At 37.5% G+C, this 17,697-nt stretch carries 13 protein-coding genes and 1 tRNA gene; 5 read left to right on the top strand and 9 right to left on the bottom strand.

The features are described from left to right. Position 1 precedes the first annotated feature (1 nt). Positions 2-2,347, top strand: coding sequence for a hypothetical protein (locus AB3G38_RS05895; protein ID WP_367867569.1), 2,346 nt, complete (start codon positions 2-4; stop codon positions 2,345-2,347). Between the two features lie 159 nt (positions 2,348-2,506). Here AB3G38_RS05895 and AB3G38_RS05890 read toward each other — a convergent pair whose 3' ends face one another. Together AB3G38_RS05890 and AB3G38_RS05885 are read right to left on the bottom strand one after the other, a co-directional pair. Next, on the bottom strand, positions 2,507-3,187 hold the full coding sequence (locus AB3G38_RS05890) for a hypothetical protein (protein WP_367867568.1): 681 nt from the start codon (positions 3,185-3,187) through the stop codon (positions 2,507-2,509). 280 nt (positions 3,188-3,467) lie between these two features. After that, positions 3,468-6,851, bottom strand: a complete 3,384-nt coding sequence (locus AB3G38_RS05885) for an ATP-binding protein (protein ID WP_367867567.1) — start codon at positions 6,849-6,851, stop codon at positions 3,468-3,470. A 782-nt stretch (positions 6,852-7,633) separates the two neighbouring features. Between AB3G38_RS05885 and AB3G38_RS05880 the strand changes: the two genes are divergently transcribed. After that, positions 7,634-8,386, top strand: coding sequence for a hypothetical protein (locus AB3G38_RS05880; protein WP_367867566.1), 753 nt, complete (start codon positions 7,634-7,636; stop codon positions 8,384-8,386). Positions 8,387-9,098: 712 nt separating this feature from the next. On the opposite strand, the gene AB3G38_RS05875 is transcribed toward AB3G38_RS05880, so the two are convergent. From AB3G38_RS05875 to AB3G38_RS05845, 7 genes are all read right to left on the bottom strand, one after another. Then, positions 9,099-10,034: a phage integrase SAM-like domain-containing protein gene (locus AB3G38_RS05875; protein WP_367867565.1), complete on the bottom strand. Its 936-nt coding sequence runs from the start codon at positions 10,032-10,034 to the stop codon at positions 9,099-9,101. Further along, positions 9,998-10,384 (bottom strand): Arm DNA-binding domain-containing protein, encoded by a 387-nt coding sequence (locus tag AB3G38_RS05870; RefSeq protein WP_367868749.1) that lies wholly within the window; start codon positions 10,382-10,384, stop codon positions 9,998-10,000. The genes AB3G38_RS05875 and AB3G38_RS05870 overlap by 37 nt, the downstream gene beginning before the upstream one ends. Positions 10,385-10,621: 237 nt before the next feature. Next, positions 10,622-10,843: a transposase gene (locus AB3G38_RS05865; protein ID WP_367867564.1), complete on the bottom strand. Its 222-nt coding sequence runs from the start codon at positions 10,841-10,843 to the stop codon at positions 10,622-10,624. After that, a complete protein-coding gene (locus AB3G38_RS05860) occupies positions 10,810-11,604 on the bottom strand; it encodes a transposase (protein WP_367867563.1) in 795 nt (264 codons plus the stop codon). Before AB3G38_RS05860 ends, AB3G38_RS05865 begins: the two co-directional genes overlap by 34 nt. Continuing rightward, on the bottom strand, positions 11,597-11,950 hold the full coding sequence (locus AB3G38_RS05855; protein WP_367867562.1) for a transposase: 354 nt from the start codon (positions 11,948-11,950) through the stop codon (positions 11,597-11,599). Before AB3G38_RS05855 ends, AB3G38_RS05860 begins: the two co-directional genes overlap by 8 nt. A 170-nt stretch (positions 11,951-12,120) precedes the next feature. Beyond that, positions 12,121-12,193 (bottom strand) — tRNA-Lys (locus AB3G38_RS05850). A 205-nt stretch (positions 12,194-12,398) separates the two neighbouring features. After that, positions 12,399-14,465: an OPT family oligopeptide transporter gene (locus tag AB3G38_RS05845; RefSeq protein ID WP_367867561.1), complete on the bottom strand. Its 2,067-nt coding sequence runs from the start codon at positions 14,463-14,465 to the stop codon at positions 12,399-12,401. Positions 14,466-14,785: 320 nt separating this feature from the next. Between AB3G38_RS05845 and AB3G38_RS05840 the strand changes: the two genes are divergently transcribed. The 3 genes from AB3G38_RS05840 (at position 14,786) to AB3G38_RS05830 (ending at position 17,697) form a co-directional block, all read left to right on the top strand. After that, a complete protein-coding gene (locus AB3G38_RS05840) occupies positions 14,786-15,649 on the top strand; it encodes a hypothetical protein (protein ID WP_367867560.1) in 864 nt (287 codons plus the stop codon). Positions 15,650-15,687: 38 nt separating this feature from the next. Next, positions 15,688-16,971, top strand: coding sequence for a hypothetical protein (locus AB3G38_RS05835; RefSeq protein WP_367867559.1), 1,284 nt, complete (start codon positions 15,688-15,690; stop codon positions 16,969-16,971). A 129-nt stretch (positions 16,972-17,100) separates the two neighbouring features. Further along, positions 17,101-17,697 carry a TetR/AcrR family transcriptional regulator gene (locus AB3G38_RS05830; RefSeq protein ID WP_367867558.1) on the top strand — a complete coding sequence of 199 codons (597 nt, stop codon included), beginning with the start codon at positions 17,101-17,103 and terminating at the stop codon, positions 17,695-17,697.

The raw sequence follows: 17,697 nt of genomic DNA, 5'->3' as shown, positions 1-17,697 counted from the left end.
TATGTTAGGACAAACTTCAGTTATGCCAGTCAGCAAAAAACGCAAAAAGCCTGTAAATAAAAAACCTAAGAACAAAAAGTTCAAACCATATGAGGCTGTTAAACAGCAAATGCGGGAAATGGCTCATGTTTTTCCTTTAGAAATGACATTTGCTGAACGTCACAAGATCATCGTCGATGCAGGTGAGAATGCAGCTGTAAAGTTTGAGGAAAATTATAAAAAACTTCAGGAATTTTTTGGTCGATATGATCCGCTCTATCTCTGCTCATTTTCAATTCTCTATTTCCTTGGGCATAAGGAAGGAATAGACAAGGAAGCTATTGATGGCGAGATGGAATTTCATTCCTTCTTTGTGGAGACAATGCAGGCACTGATGCTTTTTGACAAACGCACCCAATTTACTATTCCACTTGGTGCCATGGCCGGAGAACTTCATGATCTATTGCGCGATATGAACCGTAATCAGTCGATGAGGTATTCGACTATGGGGAAAAATGTTAAGGATGCTAACGAGCTTGATCCTCTGCTTTTGAGAATTGAGATGATGGGAGATACGCTTGCGGTAAGAAACTGGGCCTATGAACCGCAGATGAAAGTGATCACGTTCGAACTTGTCGAGCTCACAAGGGATAAATTCACCGCTGTTTTTGATTATGATCCGGTTGCGCTGTTTGAGGTTATCCTTGGCCTTGTTGAACACACCAATGAAAAGTTAAATGGCTTCCTGCAGAAGTTGCGCCTTGTCCTGTTGGAAAAAAACTACAGGGTCATGTTCGAAAAATATAGTAAAACGTTTAATGTTCCCATTGGTAGTGAAGAAGAGCAGTTGGACATTTGGGAAAAATCGGGACGAAACATGAAAAAGTTCAAAGGTTACCTTATTGCACACTCAGACTTCTTTCTTACTGAGCTAAATACATTTGGGATAGATGAGATGCTGACGCTGACGTCGTATAATTTTGAGGCTGAGAAATTGAGGGAAATCATGGATAGCCTTTCTTACCATTTCGGCGACTTGTCAGACTGGGACAAGGACCATGTCTTTTTGAACAATCCGGTACATCAAAGACCATTTATCAAGTTGGATAATGGTAGGTATTACAGCGGAGTTTCCTATCTTTTTTATCACCTTGGTATTGACCTTTGGGAAAATCTGTTACGGACGAATGCGAAGCTGTTCAACCAATACCTACTGGAAAAGGGAAAATACCTTGAGGGCAAGCTTGCCGCCCTTTTCCGAAAAGAATTCCCTAATGGAAAGGTGCTCCTAGGTAGTCAGTGGAGATGCCCCGATACTGGCAAGACTTTTGAAAACGATCTTATACTTTTGATCGAGGAGTTTGCTGTTATCGTTGAGGCGAAATCGGGTATGGTAACTTCACCTGCAAGGCGTGGGGCACCTGATCGGCTTTTCCAAACGCTTAAGGAGCTGATGGTTGAGCCGTCTGAACAGGCCATGAGATTTGTAGAATATCTCAAGAAAAATCCGGTAATACATCAGTTCAAAACGAAGTCTAGGGAAATCAATGAGATTGATGCATCCAAGATCAAATATTTTATCCCTCTTGGGGTAACGCTATCGAGCCTTGGTGCAATTGGTTCCAATATAAAAAAATTGGTCGATGCCAAAATTACCGACAAGAAGCTGGAGGAGCTCGCTCCATCTATCAGCTTTTGCGACTTGGAGATTATTTTCGATATTCTTGAACTTCAGGCAGAAAAACTACATTATCTGGCCAGACGGAGAGAATTCGATGCCCATGCAAATTTCCAGGGTGATGAACTCGACCTTTTCGGCTTTTACCTTGATAATGGTTTTAACATCGGTGAAACGGAATTTGACGAGAATTTCTATCTGCAGCTTACCTTGAAATCCAAAGAATTGGATCCTTACGTACTTGGGACGGCAAAGAGCATAAAGGTAAAAAAGCCAAGGTTGGCAAAAACCAAATTCTGGGAAGATATTCTGAAAAAGCTTGATGGGAAGGGAACCAATTGGTTACAGTCATCCTATATCCTGCTACACGCACCTTTTCAGGACCAGATCGAGTTTGAGAAAAAATTTAATCTTTTAAAAGACCTGATAAGAAAGGGAAAAATGAAAAATGACCATAACTGGGCGTCATTTTTAAGTGGCCCAGAGCGCAGGCGTTATAAGATCATAGGTTATCCCTATGAAAATATTTCTAGGGACGATAGGCTCGAAATGCTAAACGAAATCATCCACAGAGAACTTGAAGAGGACATCCGTGGGATTATGATTATTGGTGCCGACCTTAAAATGCCCATCTATCCATACAACGTTATTGCTGGCGCAGATAAGACCAATTTTTTTGATGAGCTATGATGAAAACAAATTCAATATTACTACGGATTAATAATAAATTGGATAAAAAGTAGTGCCCTTTTTAATAATTTTAAAATTAAAATTTATTTGGTGTCTATTAATAGCATAGAGGGTTCCATATGTTGAACTTAGTTTAAGTGTTGAAAAGTAATTGAAAAGTTAAATAGTGAGTGAAATTACCCTTCTTTTGGTAAATGAATTATTGGTCATTCGGCCATCACTATCTCTAATTTGTGCATTATTGGCCAATAAACTTATATCATTGTAGCCTTTGAAATGTTGCACATCAAAACCCTCTGGCAGGAATTTAAAATCAAATTCTTTAATTTTCAATTCTGGATTAACTGCGGTTATAAACCCCATAAAGAATTTCATTGGGTTTACTTGCCAAATTGCTCTCGGTATTAAGACGATCCCATCAATATCGGATGGATTTGTATTGCCTATATCTGTAAAACTACCTCCAATAAGAATGTTGATAGGATTTTGGGTCGGGATATACATTTTAAAATCAGAAATCCATTTAGTCAATGCATTGAATAGTTCCTGCCTTCTTAAACAGTATAAGAATTCAGTCCTGAAGCTCGTTTCGTTGTATTGTTCCAAAGTAACTAAGTCAGGAATGAAAGGCACATTAAGGCTTGTTTTGGGAAGAATACCTTTTGAGAAAAGCCAACAAAGAAATCGAAATTCTTCACCAGCGTAGTCAGTATTTTTTAAGATTAAATTTCCCATCTCGCTAAGAACGTTTTGAGAGTAATCCTCATCGTAACCAACCCAAATATTTTTTAACAGATTTTTAAATTTACTACCATCAATTTCTGTTTCAAGATAATCCATATATGATGCAATATTTATATTAAAGAGGTAATCTCTCAATCACCCCCTTCAATTAACGCTCTCATCTCAAAGGTAGAAACTTCTGACATATTCCGTGGATTTCAGTTTAAAATTAAACAAATTCTGGAATGCTATGGAGGTCGTAGCGGTATTCACTTCCTTTGGAAACATTGTATTTGTTGGATAAGGATACTTTGTTTCTTTCCCGTAAAGAGGTTTGATCCTATTGTTCATGGTTTATTATTTGTATTCCGATGCGTATGACTTTTTTCTAATCGACTTATGGTAAAATGTCGGGATAGAATTCATTTAAGGACATTATTTTCGTTGGTGCATTATTGTAAAACGTGTAGGTCTGACCGTCTTCCGATTCATAGATTGAGTCCTCAACAAAATCTTCAAAAAGAATGACTGGCAGAGGCTGATATGCGGTTATCAAGTTATTTAAACTGATCATTTCGTTAATTTCTGATATCACTAGATTAATTTCCTCAATAGATATAGAAGAATATTTGTATCCATTTGGATCGAAAAATGGCAACTCTCTCATTTTGTCTACTAAAGTCGCCCAAGCAACTGAATTCGTAGGTGTTTCGATACGCATATTGATACAGCAGAGTATGCGAACGAATATTTTGGTGAAAGGATGCAAGAAATTCATCCAGCTTATACCGTAGGCCAGGCTTTCTTCAAAAGGTGTGTCGAAAGTTCCGATAGCGGGGAACAAATCAAATTCTTCGTCCAGTCCATCAAATAAACTGACAAGGAAAACCTCTAAATCTTTAAGATCAATTTTGAAGTATGGATTTACAGAAAGTTCGACCAAATCGGATCCATCAGAAATATCCTCATCGGAAGTTGGTCTCCAAACCTGCTGGATCAGGGGAGCCCCATCCTCCCAGGGTGAACTTATAAATCTGAAATGCTCAAAGCGATGGGTATAGGGTAATAGTGAAATGCCAAATGTACAGACGATGTTTGCCTGAACAGACAGATACCTATGGGTTGATTCCTCATCACCAATAGCATTTTGGTCAATTAACAGTTCATCACCCTTCCATTCTGTTAAAGTGTTTTCAATTTTTTGATCTTGTTCACCGAAGGCGAAGCGAATGTTCGGCGAGAACCAGACCGACATCAGTGGTTGCAAATACACGTTGGAATCTGAATATTGGCCCCATGTTTTAAACTCAATTTCCCCCCCCTGGCTTATCCATGCAACTGGAAATTCATCAATTCCTATTTTTTCAATCAATAATTCTAAAGGAATACGATATATGAAGATAAGTTGCGCGATATGTAGAGCTCTTTCTTTAAGGTTTTCCGCTTTTATTTTTTGATAATTGCTTTTGAGAATGAACTCAAAAAGTACCGGACTGATGTATGTATCCCAGGTTTGATCATTTTTAATGTTCGTTCTTGAAATGCTTATGTTTTTAAGTAATTTCTTTGTAAAATTGGCGGATAAAAAGCATACTGCAAAATACTCATTGTTAAAATAGTTGATCAGGTAGGGGCTACCGTGCTGAAGAACCGAAAATTCTTCTAGCGACTTCGGAGCATTTACTTTTGGCACCAGGATACCGTCAAGATAACACTGGAAGGTAGACATACAATTTGAACTTTCAGCTAATCCGGCATTTTTCGCTTGCATAAAATGTTCTTTATATCTAGCCCATTCCATGTAAAACTTTAGATGGCGTTGGTGTAAACGTTTGGCATCGGACACGATCGTGTAATCGGCAGACGGCCAGGATGTGCCCCCGTGTCTTAGCTTAAGGAATGGATCTTTTGGGATCAGATAACTAACCTCGCCGGTAATTCCAGGAAGGTTTAAATCGTTTTCCAGAGAATAGGTCTTAATCTCAAAAGTATCTTTCGCAAGTTTCAAACTTTGTGGAAAAAACACATTTTCGATATCCAGTTTGAAGCCGGATTCTAGAACTGCGAAATCCCCGGTCTCAGTAAGCATTGCACCTTTTTGGACAATCACAGTTTTGATACCAAACTCATCGATAAAGATTGGGATATCAATGTATCCGGCAATTCGCTTTAAATATTCTGTAACCTTAAGTAGTCGGTTTGAAGCTGATGAATTGTTAAAGTGAATGGAAGCTATATTCACTGTTACACTGGTTCCAGGCTGATAATTAGCCTCGCTAGTTGCCCTGATCCGGAATTGCTGATCAACTGAGGGTATATCTACAGTGATTCTCTTACTATCAGGAGATATGGTTCTGTCACGGATAGTTTCAATACTCACGCTCTCCGCAACCATAAATGCGCTCAATATCCCAACGCCGAACCTAGAAATGGGATCGATATTAAGCCCAAGTTTTTTGAACTCTTTACTGGTGTAATAGCTCCGGCCTGCAACGCTCAGGTAATTTTCAATAATGTAAAGATCCATACCGATACCGTTATCTGAAATTTTTACGGTTATATTTCCATCCGAAGAAGCAGATACATCAATGTTAATTTTACCGAAATTGTTTAGTTTGTAACCAGCCTGTTTTTCTACGAGTTCCTTTCTTAGTCTGATCGCATCTATACTATTTTGCAAAAGCTCCCGGAGGAAAACATATTTATCACCCTGATAAATCTCATCACTCAGTACTTCAAACATCCGTGTTCTGTCGAATTCAAATTTGATAGAGATCGGATCAAAATTAACTGGTATGATGTTCCATTTCAAGTCAAATATGTTCAGATGAAAGCGCCCATCCATTTCCGCAAACAACTCATTTGCGAGTCGAAGTTGCTCCTGACAGTATAATTTCAAGTCGGTCAACGCTGCGTAGACTTGATAATCATTAGTTTGTCCATCTACCTGGATGATTCTGCTGCTTTGATAGTTTAAGGTTGTTAAAGAATTGACTGCTTTATGTTTAGCCCATTCCATTTGAGATCGAAGGGATTTGGGAGCTGTGTATTTGTAAATAACAAACGGTGTTCTCTCGTTAGATAGGTCAAAGAGATCAACTAATCTAAGGTACAATGATAAGGCTCTCAGGTTGATACTTTCTCCTTTCACTATGTAGTGAGTTGGATATATTTCCGAATCGCGCAAATTCCTGTAGTCTAACCAATGGCCAATGCAAACTCTCGCGGTAGCCTGCCCAATTCCATTGTCAATGTTATTAAAGTATTTGTTTACCCTGACTGCGCTACGCATAGCGTGGGTCATCCGCACATACTCCTGCCAATTTTGGTCATCTGAGGTGCCCATGTTTTCGTGGGCATCAAGTTGATATAATTTGTACTTTTCCAATTCATTTTCAAGGTATAAATCCTTGTCACCTTCATTCAGTTCTTCGGTACCAGTGATAACTGATTTTTCCGCAATTGAAACAGCCATACCCCAGTCATGTCCGTAAACTGCTAAACTTAATATGAGCAGCTCGGTGGCATTAAGTGTTGAAATGATGTTCTCTCCTAAAATTTTATCTGCTAATCCAAAAAGTCTCTTTAGATGAAACTCCTCGTCATGGGGTGTATATTCGGGAAAGGTTTGAACAATGAAACGCGTTTCCATTGCAACTATAGTCCGAAATGTGTTGAAAAGCTCTATATAGCCCGCGAAATCGGATTTTATCGCTGATTTTCTTTGCAGCTCCGATAATATTATTGATTCAGAAATAAACAGTTCAAAATTTTTGTTCATGTAATTAATGCATGTCTCCCCTAATTTATTCAAGTTGGAGGCAAGCTTATAAAGATAAAAAAATCAAGCTCTTCACGAGAATTTGCTAACCAAAAAATGAATTTGTGATGGGGTTCAGGAAATTAGGGCGTTAAAGTTTGTAGAGCTTCCGTTTTTCTGAACCTAGACTGGATAGTTTTTGAACGTTTCACACCGAGTTTGTTAACGTCTTCGCTCCAAGGTAATGATCGTCCAATTCTATGCGGTCAATCATCGGATTTGTAGATCAGCCAGTAGTTTTACCGTAATTGGATCTGAAATCATATCGATTATGTTTTATAATGCCATATTAAATCAAATTTGGACACTCAAACGGCCGAAATGGTTATTGGGAAAGATTAGCCAAACTTAGTTTTTCAACAAGCTATATGACGAATGTAGTTACCACTTCTTGTATGAAATTGAGATTTAAGTAGCTAGACCCATTTTTGTATAGTAAACAATGTTTTATTTTGGTAACAAATAAGTACAGTGAGAGGTACGCCCAATCATTATAATCACCGTTATACTTTTATGATTGAATCAACAATTCATTGTATTTATGCATATTGGAATAAATTGGGTCTTGTTTTGAATACTTATCTTAAAAAGCCAATAGATGTTAACCAGAATTATTTTTTGAGCGTTGTGAAACCGTTTTCAGTTGATTATCAAGATTAAAGGATAATGGACTCTTCCAATGGCCTTTTAAATTCTTGGGGATTCTGATATGATTGACTATCTTAAATGCCATTAGTTAAAAAATGCAGGAAAAATCTAATCGTCAAAGAGACAAACAGCAAACTGGTAATTGCTATTTATGTGGAAAGTTAGCGATTTTATCTTTTGAGCATATTCCACCTCAATGTGCTTTCAATAATAAACCTATACTTGTTCAAGGACACGAACAGTTAATTGAAAAGAACAGCTATCTGTACGGCAAAAAGAAAAGAAGCCAAAGAGGCTTCGGAAAGCAGTCTTTATGTGTTACTTGTAATAATAATTCAGGCAATTGGTATGCAAAGGATTTTTGCAAATTCGCAGAACAAGGCTGGAAAATCTTAAAGGCAAACAAAGTTCCTGAATATGTACTTGGAAGTTATGAGATTAAGCCTTTAAATGTATTAAAGCAGATATTAATGATGTTCGTTGCAACAGATTCAACAGGCGTGATTGGCAATATCTCAGGTGTTAAGGACTATCTATTAAATAAAGAGAGTACTAGGTTTCCAGATAAAATAAATATTCATATTTATTCAAATGCTTCGCCTACAAAAAGGATGATCGGCTATTGTGTTGTCGGTGACATGGGAACAAACGAAATTTATAAATGGGCTGAGATCAACTATCACCCATTCGGATATTTTTTCACTTATGATAGCCCTCCACCAAATGAATTTATGGTTGATATTACCGATTTCACTAAAGTCCCGTTTGATAAGGAGTATAAGGTTGAATTGACAACTGCATACCTTAAAGTTGAAAATGTAATAATCGGTAATTATGGTAATATATAGTTCAAAATCCGTAATAATTATATGCACATCTCAATCATATTGATCCCATTCTTATCAAAACTTGGTCAAAATGGTTTGACCTTAGTACGGCTGGGGGCATAATTATCTTTCTTTACAAATTAACTTAAGCCATTAAGTAATACTATGAATTTAGATATTCCAAGTATTCGTTAAAACTTAAAACATAACAGCCAGAATTGTTTGCAACCGCTGTTTTTATAATCGCTTTATCGGAAGTTACGAAATAGAGTTTACAGTTGTCAATTTTATTTTTTCCCGCACTAAACATTAATGCAATATCCCAAATAAAATTTGCTCTACTTTTTTCGCTAATATTAAATTCACTATTTACTGGATATTCAAGTACACTTTTAAATAAAGAGATAGGTTCAGGAAATACCTCCAATGCTTTACGTGCAATATTTAATAGTTCCTCTTCACTTATTAATACCTGATGTCCACTATTTTTAAGCTCAAGAAGATTTATTCACATACTCGGAAGACGATCCCGAAATGAAAGGCACTCTTTTTGATCTGTTATCAGGTATTATTGAAAGAGAGGTTACTATTATTTCAATATTAAATACATTATTGATTTAGATCTAATTTTCCATTAATTTAAAGCAAAATCACATAAAAATGCTTATTACTCTAAATAGTTTAAGGAGATAATCACTTTAAGTTATTCCCTCCTTAAATTCATAAATTTGGTTTATATGAATGGTGGAAGCTCAGTCTTTTTGAGTTGTCCGTCTGCATCAAATAACAAGTGCTTGGAGAGGTTCATTTTTTTACTAATTCTTTTCTTTTTGATCCTAGCATATCTTTGTGTTGTCCTGATGTTCTTATGTCCGGGCATTTTACTTACATCTTCTAGGGGGAAATCCAAAGTGTTGAGCATCAAATCGGCAAAGGTATGTCTGGCTAAATGGCTATTAAGAGGCCGACCAATTCCACATAAGTCAGAAAGCTCCTTTAAATAGTAATTATACCTGAAATTGCTGTTTACGGGAATTAATTTTTTATGAAATATGCAATAAGGATCGTCCTTATATTTCGCAATAATTTCAGTGATTATTGGGAGGATTGGAACCATTTCGGTAACTTTTGTTTTACCTCTTTCCTTGATTAACCACTTTTCATTTTCTGCTCCGACTTTTACAATGTTTTGGGGTGATAGATTGTATATATCTTGGTAAGCGAAGCCAGTGAAACACTGAAATATAAATGCGTCTCTTACTTTTATAAGCCTATCAATGCTAAGATTCTTGCGCCAGATACTTTCGACCTCAAACAATTCTAAAGGTAGAATTTCAGGTTCTTCGGAACCGCATCTAAATTTCTCTATCGGATTACTAATAATCCATTTATTAGTTTCAGCTATGTTGAGCAATTGTTTAGTGTTTTTAATCTGCTTCATAGCTGCCGACTGCTGAATAGATGGTTTTCTTTTAACAATTAAGAAGGTATGAAATTTATGAGCAAAGGACTGATCTATTTCTGAAAGTTCAGGATCCTTTGATTTAAAAGTGTGTGTAATAAATTCAGCTATCTTTTTCTTCGTCGATCTCCACTGCTTTAAAGTTTCCTTTGATCTCTGGTTTTTTTTCACTAGTAAAGTGAAGCCCTCAATATGAATAGAGGCCAATTCCAGCAGGGTTGGAATCTTGTTTTCTGTTTGTTCCTTTTTTTACTATTATCTATTGAAAGGTTTCTATAACTTTTCCTGAGCATTGCAGGGCTTACTAACTCATGCAATGATTGTAGTATAGTACAATGCCTTTCAAGCTCACATTGTATCCTGTTTAATGCTGAATTGATGCTTTTTGCTTCTGGACAAGGCAAGATCCTTTTCTTTTCCACATCCCACCTATGACTAGGAATTTTTTTGGCGGTAGAAAACTCTATCTGTTTTCCATCAATGGAAATTCTACAGATAATAGGGGCATAGCCGTTGTTATCGGCTTTTGATTTACGGTGCCAAAAAAGAATGGACATGTTTTGGTTACTTTTCATTTTCAATCTGTTAAAGTTAAAAACTTGTTTATGGCCGGATTACCCGGTAACAGCTTGCTCTTTAATAATTTGGAGTCAAATGAATCTTTTTTACTGGTGCCCAAACTTACCAATTAGAATCGGGCACCAGTTAGGTCACCATTCAGATTGATTTCAGTTGGTATGAAATGACTTATTATTTTTTGAAAAACGGGATCAAGCGGGATTCTTGGGGGGAAGTTAAGCATAGATTTTAGAAAGTCTGAACAGAAAGAATTTGACATCTCTTACGCCCCTGGAAGTTGCCCTGAAAGCCTTCACTTTAGCATTGAATGACTCAGCGGACGCGTTGGTTGATCTGTTAGTAAAGAAATTCAGGATAGATAAATAATGTGCCTGTATGGATCTGGATACTGTTCTGAATGCTTCTATTGCAGCATCTTCCACATCATTATACCACAATGCCAGTCTTTTAACGCCTGCTCCTTGCTTTTACATACCTTGAATATTTCACCTAATCTAAGAGATAGTTTATAAGCCTTTTTTAACTCGGGATAGCGCTCAAAAAGTAGTTCTGCCCGATTCTGCTGAACCTGGGTCCATTTGCTGTGGTGTTTAAACAACAAATATCTGCTTCTGGCCAGTAGTTGCTTTAGCGTATCTCCATTGGAAAGCACCTCCCCATGGAATATGGTTTTGTTCTTTTTTGCTTGTTTGATAGCTTCGTTTTCTGCATCCAAAGCTTCCCAACGATATTTGATCCTGCATTCCTGTACAGCATCATAAGCGAGTTTTTGAACATGAAAACGATCAATAACCCTATGTGCATTGGTAAAACATCTCCTGATTGCCAACTGCATGTTTGCAGCCATATCCATGGTGACTTCCTGTACCTTTTTGCGAAGCCTTTCCGGAATTTTCTTCAGTACATTTATGATATCTTCGGCTACTGTCCCTTTGATCATCGCTACAATCGCACCTTTACGCCCTTTTGCTCCTTTATTAGTGACGATGGTATAGAGCTCGCCGTTGGATAAAGCTGTTTCGTCGATACTCAAATATGGACTGACATTCTTTACGAACAACATCCACTGATCTGCATGATCTTTCTGCTCCCAGCCATTATAATCACTGATATGCTCTTTGTATTGTTCTTGCAGCTGTTTGCCGTCTATCTGAAAGTAATGACCTGGATGATAGCAGCTGATTGGGTGATTATCCAAATATTCCTTTTAAAAAAAGACCGAATTCTGTTGTCATTCGTGCCCCCTTTCTTACTAAATCCCAATCCCTGCTAATGATTTCGCTTGTGTTTTTAACCGTCCAGCGACGCCGTTTAATACATAAAGCCACTTTCTGGCCACGAATTGGGAAATCTTGAATACTGACCTCTGGAAAGAATCCTTTGGACTCAAGGTCTTTACTTAGGTAGCCATCAGGCGCTATATTTTTTTCTTCGAGGTAGATATTCAACATCTTACCTTCTTTTTCTACTTGCGTTAATTCAAAATAATCCAGAATACCTTCCGGTAATAATAAACTGATCAGGGCTTGCTCGGCTTGACTCAAAATGAAAATTTTCGTTTGGTTTAAGAATGCAAAAGAAAGAATTTATTTCCTTCCCCCCAAGAATTCCGCTTGATCCGAAATTACTTGAATTTATACATAGTACCTTGATCCGAAAAACGCCTTTTAAAAAACATTTTAAACAGAAAAGGCGCAATCTCTTGCGCCTTTCGTGATCCCGCTGGGATTCGAACCCAGGACCACTACATTAAAAGTGTAATGCTCTACCAGCTGAGCTACGGAATCATCATTCTTTTCAGAACAATACTCTAAGCGTTTCCGTTTAAAGTGATGCAAATATAGGAGTAGGATACATATAGTGCAAATAAATATTGTTCTTATCTTATAGTAGCCTGATCCTAAGCCTGATTAATTGCATTTAACGTTAAAAAACTGTTAAATTAACCTGATAAAGGAGGTTTTGAGAGCCATAAACCTCCTTTATGAATAGCTATTTTATAATATCTTCAGCCTCATTTTTCTTTTTTGAGATATTATACAATACAAATCCCATGAAAAGGAAGATCAATACACCCAGTAATTCATAGCCACCAGCACCGAACCAGCGGGTAAATAACGGCTGAACATCTACTTTACTCAGGTTACTTCGTACAGAAGGGATAACCATCAGAATTGCGACGACAACTCCTGCCAGTGCGCCACCAGCAACAAGCCCCGTTGCAAAAAGATTTCCTGGGCCTAATTCTTCTTCTTCCGGAGTTTTTACTTTTTTGCGTTCTTTCCAGTCAACAGCTCCTTTGATTGCACCACCTACAAAAATTGGAAGGGTAGTAGATAAAGGTAAATAAGCGCCTACAGCAAATGATAAGGAATTGATACCACATAATTCGATAGTAATCGCGATAAACACACCAACCAGCACATATTGCCAATCCAGGTTAAAAGAAAGCATACCTTTAATCAGCGTTGCCATCAAGGTAGCCTGTGGAGCAGAATATAGTTCAGTACCAATGGCATGTTTAATACCTTGTGCAAGCATTTCTGGAGTAGGGGTGTCGAGAATACGAACAGTCAGTCCAATTACAATAGAAGATACGATTACACCTATAAATAAGGCGATCTGCTGATATCTTGGTGTTGCACCTATGATGTAACCCGTTTTAAGATCCTGAGAGGTTGCACCCGCGTTAGCTGCTGCAATACAAATCATACCACCTACAACTAATGCCATTGGCTCATAAATCTTACCAGTCCATCCAACTGCGATGAAAACAAGACAGGTTCCCATGATAGTTGCGATAGTCATACCCGAAATAGGGTTGTTACTTGACCCGATTAAACCAACAATACGGCTGGATACGGTCACGAAGAATGCACCAAACATGACGACCAGTACACCAATTAATAAATTGCTTAAAATCCCGTTACTTGGGATTTGTGGTAATACAGCAACAAGAATAATCAATGCTAAACTTCCTACACCAACAACTTTCAGAGAAAGGTCACGATCTGTTCTTTTAGTTTCTGCTACTGTTTTTCCTTCTTTAATAGAACCCAGACTGTCTTTGAAGGAAGATATAATGGTAGGGATTGTTTTTAATAAAGTAATAAATCCGCCGGCAGCTACAGCGCCAGCACCGATTTGTTTCACATAAGCCTGATAAATTGCTAATGGATAATCTGAAAACGTTTGTGTGGCAGGATTCCAGCCTACAGAACCACCTGCTTTAGTAATATCAGCAAGTAAGCCAAGCTTTACCAATTGATGTGCTGCTAATGCAGGATCAATTAATGTAGCTAGTAAAGGAATAAGTCCAAGCCATGCCAGCACACCACCAGCTACCAGTACTCCGGCAATTTTTGGCCCGATAATATAACCAACACCCATATACTCTGGTGTGATCTCTCCGCTAACCTGTGCGGAAGGGAGAAATTTGTTAGCTTGTGTAGTTACCCAGGTCGGCGCTTCAGAAATCACATGGAAAACTTTTTGCAGCATGGCATAAATCATGGCAAAACCTAAGCCCCAAAAAGCTGTACGTGCGAATGTTCCGCCTCTTTCTCCGGCTTTCAATACTGATGCACAAGCAGTTCCTTCAGGATAAGGAAGTGTGTCGTGTTCTTTAACGATTAATGATCTTCTTAATGGAATCATCATCATCGTTCCTAAAACTCCCCCGAGGATGGCGAGAATCAGAATCGTCATATAATTGAAAAACGCTTCTCCTGAACTTTGTCCGCCAATATCTGTACTTAGGAACAGGAATCCAGGAAGGGTAAATACAACACCAGCGGCTATAGATTCACCAGCTGACCCGGTAGTCTGAATAATGTTATTTTCCAGTATCGTTGTTTTAAAAAACTTCTTGCCCAGTGTGATAGCCAGTACGGCTATAGGGATTGAAGCTGAGACGGTTAATCCTGCTTTTAAAGCGAGATAAACGGTGGCGGCACCAAATATGATCCCGGCAATACATCCGAGTAAAATGGACTTAATTGTAAATTCTGCTACATTACTTTCTGCAGGTATGAAAGGTTTAAATTCTTCTTTATTCATTATAAAAAAATATGGTTTAAAGATATCTTTTTTTGACCACCTAACAAGCCTAAATAGGAATAAACCATGTATTTTAGTGTTTTAATGAGTGTATTTAGAACACAATGATTACTGTACAACGGTTCAGATAACCCGTAAAATACTATAGACCGATTGTAAAAAGTTTAAAATAATTAACCAGTAGTTCAATGGAAAGTGATAAGTTGCGGGGCCTGAAAAGCTTTAGTATTTTAGATATCAACAATGAATTATCAGGAGAAATTTCCTTTTCACTTCGAATAATTTAATAATATAGTTCAGTAATTATGTGCGTTTTGAAAATGTCTTTATTTCTTGTCCTTCTTTTCTGCGGTTTTAATGCTGATTCTCAGGTTAAATCAGTATACAATTGGAAAGGGAGTGTACTTCCTTTATATGAAAAACCGGATGCTGGTAGTCGTGTATTGTTAAAAATCCCTGAGGGAGCAAGGTTGCAGCAAAATACCAGTCAGGTAAAATTGCCGGCTTTTAATATTGTATTAAGCTACTATGGTAGTACGGGATTACCGGGAAAAGAAGACCTGAACAGAAGTGGTGGGACATGGTATAACCTGACCGGAAACTGGACTAAAGTACAATATCAGGATAAAACCGGATATGTTCCGGCTTTGTTCCTGTCGCGTTTACCTGATCTGGCGGTAATGAAAAACAGTAAAAATGATTTTGAAGAACTGGTCGCTGGTTATCTGAAGGGATTCTTTGGTGTTCCGGTTTCAAAAAATAAAAAGGAGTTACCGAAAGAAAGTAAAGAAGAGATCAATTATCAAAAGACTTACCGTTTTAAGAATGGTAATTACCAGGTTTCCACCTATCAGTATTTTGAAAAAGATGGGCCGGGAGGTGAAACACATACGCTCTTTTTAAAAGGCTTAAAAAAGCACGAAGCTATATTGCTGATGTTAAAGCTGACTTCAGCTGATAACTCTATGATTCCTGATCTTCATACGATTAAGAAAAGAGTCATTACAAATAGTTTGTATGATAAATTTTGCTGGTGGTATAATAAAGAGCTGGATCAGGGTACGATGACAGAGCGGAACATTGATCTGGAATTCTTTTATTACCAGGAAGGTGGTTCAGCAGGCATAACTTTGAAAGAAACAAAGGAGGGTGTTATTATAACGTATAGTTTCGGCGGCTGTTAAGCATTAAAACAATGAATTAAAATTATAATTTTACCCTGATGAATAGATATTTAGCGTTCTCAATTATTGCAATTATGATGACAGGATGTTCTGGTGAGCAAACTGATAAATTACTATTGGAGAAAGATCGTCTTGGATTAGTAAAGGGGCTGACATCGGATAAAATCATATTCTGGAAATTCGCCAAGCTTGGTGTGCGTGCATCGGCTGTAAAGGACACGATGATGCCTGAATATCGCGACCATGCCAATGAATTACGGGCAGTATCGGGTATTATTGATAAAATGGGTACTGGGAAAAATAATATTTCCCTGGTAGATGCTGCGCTTTTGTATCGTGATTACAGCAAAATTAAGAGTTTTGTGATCAAAACAGATGAAGACATTTTTCCTCCTTTGCTGGATGGTATACAACCGGAAATGATACCCCCTCATCGTTCCGAAGCTGACAAAGTTGTATTACAAAACGGGGAACATGCTATTTTGAGTATGCTGGCATTGGCAGCGAAAGATCTGGGTATGGAAATCTCTCTTTACGAATGCAGTAAAACACAGCCGGATAAATTGCCGGATAGTGAAATCAAGACATTGCTTCAGTTTGTGCGGGGCTTACTCTTTTTTACCAACAAATTTTATTATTTATCAGAAGATGAAATTGGTAACAATATCAAATGGCTTGACAAACAGCAAAAAGTTGATCTGCCTTATACGCGTGCATTTTTCAAATGGGGAAGATTTAATAACGATCAGACCCACGTTGCTTTTCATGGTTTAAACCATGTTTTCAGAGGACTGGATCGTTTAATGATGAAACGTGAGATTGATGAAGAAAGGGCGTTGGACGACTTTGAAGTTTTTCTGGCTGATGCACATCAGCTAGGGATACAAAATGAGACGGTATGGAGCATAGAGAGTTTCGTATATATCAAAAGAGGCAAAAATGATCAGGCTATAGCTTCGCTGAATAAATTAAAGACCAGCCCTTTACTTAGTAACAGTGAGCGTGCATCTATAGAAGAATCCATAGCCTATCTGAATAAAAGAGATCCTGATACGAACCTTAACGGCGTTTATGATAAGTTCTTTATTGGCAAAATTGTGACCAGGCAAATGCTGGTGGTTTTGGCTAAAATTGACTGGAGAAAATTCCTGAAAGAACATAATATCAAGCAAGCAGATAAAATGTTTGATACGATAGATCGGTTTGAAGTAGTTAATGCTGAACTGCAAAAGATGAGTGACCCCAAAGCCATTATCCAAAAAGGCAATGAGCTGAAAGATAAAAGCAAGAAATTGCTGAATAATATTCCGAACTTATTTTAATAAATCGTTGTTTTTGAGCTTTAATTGGCATCATAGGCGGTGTTTTGCATTATATTTGTAAGTAAACAAACGTTTACTTACTTTTGTCTTATGATTTATTCTTTACTATAGTAAAGGAAATCTTTGACCATGAGACCAAAAAATTTAGAAAAAGAGGAAGCGATCCGTACCATAGCATTGCAGATGATTGCAGAGGAGGGATTGGAAAATTTAAGTATGCAAAAGCTGGCGAAAGCAGCTAATGTTTCTCCGCGTACCATTTATATCAAATACGAGAATAAGGAAGACCTTTTGATTACGCTTTTTATTGAAGATGTTTTAGGAGCTTATGAAAAAGCTGTACTGGCGGATTTTAATCCGGAGGCGGATTTTGCACAAGGGGTTAAAAAGATCTGGCTGAACACCTTTAACTATCTGAAAGAAAATAGAAATTCCTTCATACTGCTTCAGTATGGAAAATCATCGCCTCTGCTTAATAAAGCCTTTCAAAAACAAAATATTGAACAGGGGCATTTCTTTGCACCTATACTCCATTTTTTGCAATTCAATGTCTCTAAGGATATTATCAGGGATTTTCCGCATGATATACATCGGGCAATGTTGTTTTCTCCGCTCTTGGAGCTGGTTAATGAATATTTTGACTATCAGCAGAGGCCGGAACAAATTATTACAGAAAAGATAATTGTAGAATGCTGCGAGGCGGTAATCAAAGGGATGCTCAAATAA

Source organism: Pedobacter sp. WC2423 (assembly GCF_040822065.1).
GTDB lineage: Bacteria > Bacteroidota > Bacteroidia > Sphingobacteriales > Sphingobacteriaceae > Pedobacter.
Note: the sequence above shows the minus strand (reverse complement) of the source record. Positions and strands in the feature narration are given on the sequence as shown.

What these genes read in the sequence shown, in the direction of transcription:
- AB3G38_RS05845 (WP_367867561.1), bottom strand. Translation starts at nt 14,465, where the DNA reads ATGAATAAAGAAGAATTTAAACCTTTCATACCTGCAGAAAGTAATGTA.
- AB3G38_RS05835 (WP_367867559.1), top strand. Translation starts at nt 15,688, where the DNA reads ATGAATAGATATTTAGCGTTCTCAATTATTGCAATTATGATGACAGGA.
- AB3G38_RS05890 (WP_367867568.1), bottom strand. Translation starts at nt 3,187, where the DNA reads ATGGATTATCTTGAAACAGAAATTGATGGTAGTAAATTTAAAAATCTG.
- AB3G38_RS05885 (WP_367867567.1), bottom strand. Translation starts at nt 6,851, where the DNA reads ATGAACAAAAATTTTGAACTGTTTATTTCTGAATCAATAATATTATCG.
- AB3G38_RS05870 (WP_367868749.1), bottom strand. Translation starts at nt 10,384, where the DNA reads ATGTCCATTCTTTTTTGGCACCGTAAATCAAAAGCCGATAACAACGGC.
- AB3G38_RS05880 (WP_367867566.1), top strand. Translation starts at nt 7,634, where the DNA reads ATGCAGGAAAAATCTAATCGTCAAAGAGACAAACAGCAAACTGGTAAT.
- AB3G38_RS05895 (WP_367867569.1), top strand. Translation starts at nt 2, where the DNA reads ATGTTAGGACAAACTTCAGTTATGCCAGTCAGCAAAAAACGCAAAAAG.
- AB3G38_RS05840 (WP_367867560.1), top strand. Translation starts at nt 14,786, where the DNA reads ATGTCTTTATTTCTTGTCCTTCTTTTCTGCGGTTTTAATGCTGATTCT.
- AB3G38_RS05830 (WP_367867558.1), top strand. Translation starts at nt 17,101, where the DNA reads ATGAGACCAAAAAATTTAGAAAAAGAGGAAGCGATCCGTACCATAGCA.